This window comes from Ideonella sp. P3_A4, assembly GCF_056403075.1.
Window position 1 is genome coordinate 1 of record NZ_JBFUGE010000364.1, and the last position, 6,193, is coordinate 6,193.

Genomic DNA, 6,193 nt, shown 5'->3' on the forward strand with positions numbered 1-6,193 from the left:
GTTGCAATGAGAGCCTTGACCCTCGCGCGGTGACCCTCGCGCTGTTCAGACGCCATGCGGACGGTCCGGCCCTGTCGCCGGATCCACCATGGCCCCAAGCGCCGCGCATCCGAGCGCATGAAGTGTGACGTGCCCGACAATCGAGCCAGCGCGCCGTCTCGGTCAGCGCTCAGTTCCACGCCACCATCAGGACAAGAACCATGACCTCACCCATGTACATCCAATCGGTTCCAGTCTTCAAGCAAATGCTGAGTGCGATGAAGGCCGTGCTGGCAAAGGCTGAAACACACGCCACCGCCAACGCCATCGAGCCTGATGCGTACCTGCAAGCACGGCTGTTCCCCGACATGTTTGCCTTGCTGAAGCAGGTGCAGATTGCGGCGGACTTTGCGCGCGGCGTTTGTGCCCGTCTTGCGGGGGTGGCGGTCCCGGCCAATGAAGGACAGGAGAAGAGCTTCGCTGACCTGGCCGCAATGCTGGAGGAAAGCCTGTCATTCCTGGACAGCCTGCAGGTCGCACAGTTCGAAAACAGCGAAGAGCGCGAGATCGTCTTGCGCCCTGGCACGCCCAAGGAAAAGAAGTTCGGCGCCCAAGCCTATCTTTCCCACTATGGATTGCCGCAGTTTTTCTTTCACGTCACCACCGTCTACGCCATCCTGCGTCACAACGGCATCCAGATCGGCAAGAAGGACTACATGGGCGCGTACTGAGCAGGCAGCCTGCACGGCACACGTCAAGGCATGCGGGTAGGGAGAGAATCACCGTTTGGACTAAGACAGCCTGTCCCTATCGACAGCTGATGCCGTCAGACCGCTCATGACCGACGCTCAATACACGACCTTGCCGCAGTGGCCCAACGCTTATCCGCCCAGCGGCGCCAGCGCCACCCTGAAACTCCTCAACGAGGATTTCATCGTGACCGAAATGCCGCTGCAGCTGCCCTCCGGTGAGGGCGAACACATCTGGCTGGACATCGAAAAGAACGGTGCCAACACCGCCTTCGTCGCCCAGCAACTGGCCGAGGCGGCCAGCGTGCAGGAAAGAGACGTGGGCTATGCCGGCCTCAAGGACCGCTACGCCATCACCCGTCAGTGGTTCAGCATCTATCTGCCGAAGGGCGAGACGCCCGACCTGACCCTGCTTCAGCACCCGGAATTCAAGGTACTGAGTCAGAGCCGCCACGTGAAAAAGCTGCGCCCTGGTGATCTGCAGGGCAACCGATTCCGCATCGTGCTGCGTGACGTGACCGGCAACCGCGACGCCATTGAGGCCAATCTCAAGTCCGTTGCGTCACACGGCGCGCCCAACTACTTCGGCGCTCAGCGTTTCGGCTTTGAGGGCGGCAACGTCGAACAGGGCCGGGCCATGCTGGCGCGGGAGATCCGGGTGCGCAACCCGAAGAAGAAAGGCATCTACCTGTCGGCGGTGCGCTCCTTCGTCTTCAATGAAGTGCTGGCGCTGCGAATTCAGCAGGGCCTCTGGGGCAAGACCCTGCCCGGTGACGTGATGGACGAGGCGGGCCGGCCCACCGGACCGCTCTGGGGACGGGGCCGCGTGATCACCACCGATCAAGCGCAAGCCCTGGAAAACGGAGTGGCTGAACGTCATGCCACCTTGTGCGGTGGCATGGAATACGCCGGTCTGGATCAGGAGCGCCGCGCCCTGGTGGCGAGCCCGGTGGACATGTCATGGGAATGGCCGCAAGCCAATCAACTGGTGATCACGTTCTCCTTGTCCGCCGGGACTTACGCCACTTCCGTTCTGAACGAAATCCTCCGCACCACGGAGCCTGACCGGCACACAGAGAACGAGTCTGCGGCTGGCGAATGACGGTGTCCTCACCTCGGGTTGGAGGGTGCAGACCCTGTTCCTGGCATACCGTTTCCTGAGAGGCACCCTTCCAGCTCAGCGCATCACGATCAGCTGAACCCGCCGGTTCGTGCTGCGGCCTTCGCGGGTGTTGTTGTCGGCCAGGGGCGCAGATTCACCATAGCTGATCGTTGCCATGCGCGCCAGTGGCAGGCCGGCGCGGGCCAGGTGCAGGCGCACGGCTTCCGCCCGCTGGAGGCCCAGTTGCTGGTTGACCGTGTCGCTGCCGGTCGCGTCGGTGTGACCCTGGATTTCGACGAACACCGGCTGGTTGTCGGCCTTGAGCCTGGCAACCAGTTGGTCGAGTTCCTGGCCGGCCTGCTCGGTGAGCTGGAAGTGGCCCGACTTGAATTTGATCTTGTCATCGGTCAGCACGGTGCTCATCAGCAAGGTGGGCGCGGGCAGATTCTTGGCGGCCTGGGCGCGGGCCGCAGCCTCCTGCTCCAAGGTCACGATGCGCGCCTCGCTGCCCTGCAGCCGGCCATCCAGGGCCTTGAGGCCGTTGTCGTGCGCCTGCACGCGGGTGCCAAGGCCGTCCACGCTGGTCTGCACCGGAGCGACAGTCTCTCTAACGAAATCCTTGGTGGCGCAAGCGCTCAGCAACATGACGCTGCTGGCGACGATCAGGGGCGAAAGTCTCGACATCGGTAGACTCGTGGAGGAAGAAAGAGCTGTGACTTTAGGCACTCCTCTTGGACAAACGTACCGAGCTGTGAGCAATCCTTGCGCCGTTAACCGGGCTGAACAAAGCTTACCGTTCTGCGCCACGTCGCGACGGGCACAGATCGGCTAAGGCTCTGTCCAGGCCTTCGGCTGCGGCGAGGGCCCTGTCGCGTTGCGTGAGGGCTTGGTCGCGCTCTGACAGTTGCTGCGTCTGGTCCTGCACTAGCTTGAAGGCCCAGGACTCCCGAATCTGCTCGAACTGATAGGCGTTCAGGAAGCGATCCAGAGTCTGCGGCGTCGGCTGCTGAGCCATGGCCGCTGTGCTGATCGCCGTGAGCAACACAAGCAAGAGCTTTCTCATGATGTCCCACCTCCTGAGGCACGGGCGCAACCACCGTAAGATCGGCCCTTCTTCCAACAATGAACTGAGAGGGAGGGCCATGCCCCAGATCTTCAATGCGCGCACGTTCGCGCGCTCCGTACGAGTCTCCGCCGTTCTGACGGTTGTCGCAATCGGCTCGTTGCCGGCCTTCGATGCCCAGGCGGCAAGCAAGCCCGCCAGGCTCCTGCACGCATTCACCAGCTCGACCGACGGCTACGGCGCCGCCCCTGCCTTGCAGCATGGCGCCGACGATCGCTTCTACGGCGTGAATTCGCTCGAAGGGCCGCGGGGCGGCGGGACGGTCTATGCCGTCGACAAAGACGGCAACTTCACCGTGCTGCATGCATTCAATTCGCTGACGGAAGGTAGCGAGCCGATGCACCGGGTCGCGATCGCGGAAGACGGACTGATGTACGGCGTGCTCAAGAGTGGGGGAAGCGGTTGCGGCGCAATTTTCCGGCTGAGCACCACCGGCGCCTCGTTCGCGATCATGTACAAGCTCAAGGGGACCACGGACGGATGCTGGTCGTCGAGCGGTTTGGTGCGAGGGGCCGATGGTTCGTACTACGGCACCACCACTTCCGGCGGCAGCAGTGGCTGGGGAACGGTGTTCCGATGGGATCCGCTGAAAGGGTTCAAGACCTTGCACCACTTCACCCGTGCGAACGGCGACGGCGGCTATCCGCTCAACGGCGTGACTTTGTCAGCCGATGGCCAATCCGTCTACGGCGTGACCAACCGTGGCGGCAGCGAAGACGGCGGCGTGCTGTTCAAGGTGCAGGCGGACGGGACGGGCTATCAGGTCCTCCACTCGATGGAGGAGTCCTTCGGCAGTTGGGCCTCGAGTGAGTTGACGCTCGCGAAGGACGGCAACTTCTACGGCGCGACGGRGCGCGGCGGATCCACCAATCACGGGACCCTCTATCGCATGACGCCATCCGGAGAGACTTCGCTGGTCTATGCGTTCCAGAGCTTCGGCGTCGCCGGCTATTCACCCGCCGGTCCATTGACCGAGGGCAGAGACGGACTGCTCTATGGAACGACGCAATATGACGGGGCCAACAAGAACGGCACGCTCTTCGCCCTTGGCCGCGACGGCCAGATGACGATCATGCACGCGTTCTCCGACGACGACGCCATCGGGTCCAATGCCAGAGGCGGCCTCGCCAAGTCGGGTGGCTACCTCTACGGCGCCACCGGCAGCCGCCCCGGTTCGCTCTTCCGCATCAGGAAGCTGCTGCCGGAGACGCAGCAGTGACTTGATGTGAGCTGTTGGCGACATGGTCGGGTGCGAGCCCCCATGTCACCCGTCAACTCCTCGGCTCGAAGAAGAGGCGGTGTTACGCGTATACCGCCGCTGGATGGCCCAGCCCGGCAGGCCGTCCAGGCTCATGCCCAAGAGCGAGCGGGCCACCAGTCCGGCTCTTCCGGAAAGGCGCTCTGGATCCACTCGGCTTCTGTCATGGCCGTGTCGTTGACACGTTCGACGTAAGGGGCCTGCCGCAGGCAAGTCCCCGTGACGGAGCGACTAGGCGGCATTCGAACCTGACTGGTGCGTTCGGCGTAAAGCGTCAGGCTCTCTACTTTGGCCGAAAGAGCGCACAAAGCTTGTTCCCATCGGGATCGCGCACGTATGCCAGATACAGTGCCCCAAGCTTGCCTTCGCGAAGCCCCGGAGGCTCTTCGATCGACGTGCCGCCGCTTGCTACGGCGACGCTATGGAATTGATGAACTTGCTCCGGCGAGGAGCACTTGAAGCCGATGGTGCCACCATTTGCGAAAGTGGCGGACTCTCCATTGATCGGCTGGCTGACACAAAACGATCCGCCGTCATGTCGATAGAAGAGGCGAAGCTGGCCGGTCTTGTTTTCATTTTGAAGCGGCTCTCCGGCACCAAGCACACCGAGAACCGCATCGTAAAAGCGCTTGGAGCGCTCAATGTCATTCGATCCGACCATGACGTGGCTAAACATCTGCTTGTCCTTCGATTAATTTCTGCTTGACTACTGAATGGCGAATGATGGCGAAACCGCTCGTGCAGCCTAACGTTCGACGTACCGGGCAACCCGCTTGCGGGACGTCCCCTTGACGGAGGGGTTAGGCAGCGGATTGATCTTTGATGCGACGCCCAAAGGAGATTCTGTTCAGATACCAAAGGTACCAGCCGAATGCCGGAAGCGCTCCTACTAGTGTTGGGAGGAGAACGAAGCCTAGTGATTCAAGGTCACCGCCTGCCACGGCCGTGGCTCGCCGAAGCCAGGCCGCGAAGACAGCGAAGGGAACAATGAGTGCTGGCCAGCGCAAGTTGATTACCCACTTGCGGAATAGCAGGAAGAATACGAAAGCCGRGGCGCCAACGATGACAAGGGACGCGACGAGCCCAGCCAACAGGAAGAGGCGGCGCCAGTCGTTGGGGGTTCCCATATTGGAAGCAAAGCATGCGCTTGCACTGAGACCGACTACGCATGCAAGGACAAACTTGTTTCGGAAGGGGGTCATTGATGAATACTTGACGTGGGTTGAACCGCAATCGGCCGGCATGAGTGGAAGCCGAGCCTTCGGTGGCCGCAGACTACTCTTCGGTCAACCACCCTTGCGGCTCCATCCTGCTGTTCCAGAAGAGCACACGGCCATGGCGGGTGTAGTCGCCGACGAAGAGCACGAAGTAGGAATCGGCACCCTCTCCTCTTCGCTCGTATTGGAAGGCGCCCAACTCGGAGACGACAGGGGCGACCCCCGCCTCCTGCAGCGACGCGGCGTAGTGCCCGTGCTTCTGCTCGTAGCCTATCAAGGCCCGAACCATCGGATCGCCGGCAGCCTTCACCACTTCCAAATCAACCGCGGGAGCCTGGGGAGTGCACGCCGCAACGGCAAGACACAGCGCGAAGTGGATCCTGCGAATGGAGTGTCCGAACAGGCCGGCCACATTCATCGACGCCAGGCTCACACCGGCTCCACCGTCACCCCCACCATCGGCTGCGCCCTGCCCCCTCCCCTGATCACCCCGCGCAACGGCGCCACATCCGCATAGTCCCGCCCCCACGCCAGCGTGACGTGGTCGGTGCCGGCGGGGACGGCGTTGGTCGGGTCCAGCGCGACCCAGCCTTGGGTCGGGCACCAGACCTGGACCCAGGCGTGTGAGGCGTCGGCGCCGACGAGTTTGGGTTGGCCGGGTGCGGGCTTGGTGAGCAGGTAGCCGCTGACGTAGCGTGCCGCCAGGCCGAGGGATCGGCAGGCGCCAATCATCACGTGGGCGAAGTCTTGGCAGACGCCGTGCAG

General features: G+C 62.7%; 8 protein-coding genes. 3 read left to right on the forward strand and 5 right to left on the reverse strand.

Annotated features, from left to right (window positions below; all coding sequences use genetic code 11):
• The first annotated feature begins 200 nt into the window (after positions 1 to 200).
• A complete protein-coding gene (locus tag AC1DYI_RS24105; protein WP_477206670.1) occupies positions 201 to 710 on the forward strand; it encodes a DUF1993 domain-containing protein in 510 nt (169 codons plus the stop codon).
• Positions 711 to 816: 106 nt separating this feature from the next.
• On the forward strand, positions 817 to 1,830 hold the full coding sequence (gene truD / locus AC1DYI_RS24110; protein ID WP_477206671.1) for a tRNA pseudouridine(13) synthase TruD: 1,014 nt from the start codon (positions 817 to 819) through the stop codon (positions 1,828 to 1,830).
• 75 nt (positions 1,831 to 1,905) lie between these two features.
• On the opposite strand, the gene AC1DYI_RS24115 is transcribed toward truD, so the two are convergent.
• Together AC1DYI_RS24115 and AC1DYI_RS24120 are read right to left on the reverse strand one after the other, a co-directional pair.
• Positions 1,906 to 2,514: an OmpA family protein gene (locus AC1DYI_RS24115; RefSeq protein ID WP_477206672.1), complete on the reverse strand. Its 609-nt coding sequence runs from the start codon at positions 2,512 to 2,514 to the stop codon at positions 1,906 to 1,908.
• Positions 2,515 to 2,620: 106 nt separating this feature from the next.
• Complete coding sequence (locus tag AC1DYI_RS24120; RefSeq protein WP_477206673.1) at positions 2,621 to 2,893, reverse strand: hypothetical protein; 273 nt, start codon at positions 2,891 to 2,893, stop codon at positions 2,621 to 2,623.
• 79 nt (positions 2,894 to 2,972) lie between these two features.
• On the opposite strand from AC1DYI_RS24120, the gene AC1DYI_RS24125 reads away from it, so the two are divergent.
• On the forward strand, positions 2,973 to 4,172 hold the full coding sequence (locus AC1DYI_RS24125) for a choice-of-anchor tandem repeat GloVer-containing protein (protein WP_477206674.1): 1,200 nt from the start codon (positions 2,973 to 2,975) through the stop codon (positions 4,170 to 4,172).
• A gap of 322 nt (positions 4,173 to 4,494) precedes the next feature.
• Here the strand turns inward: AC1DYI_RS24125 and AC1DYI_RS24130 are convergent, their stop codons facing one another.
• The 3 genes from AC1DYI_RS24130 to AC1DYI_RS24140 form a co-directional block, all read right to left on the reverse strand.
• Positions 4,495 to 4,887, reverse strand: coding sequence for a VOC family protein (locus AC1DYI_RS24130; RefSeq protein ID WP_477206675.1), 393 nt, complete (start codon positions 4,885 to 4,887; stop codon positions 4,495 to 4,497).
• 599 nt (positions 4,888 to 5,486) lie between these two features.
• Positions 5,487 to 5,861: a hypothetical protein gene (locus tag AC1DYI_RS24135; protein ID WP_477206676.1), complete on the reverse strand. Its 375-nt coding sequence runs from the start codon at positions 5,859 to 5,861 to the stop codon at positions 5,487 to 5,489.
• The coding region (locus AC1DYI_RS24140) for a transglutaminase-like domain-containing protein (protein WP_477206677.1) at positions 5,858 to 6,193 on the reverse strand (336 nt) is incomplete at its 5' end. The genes AC1DYI_RS24135 and AC1DYI_RS24140, both read right to left, overlap by 4 nt.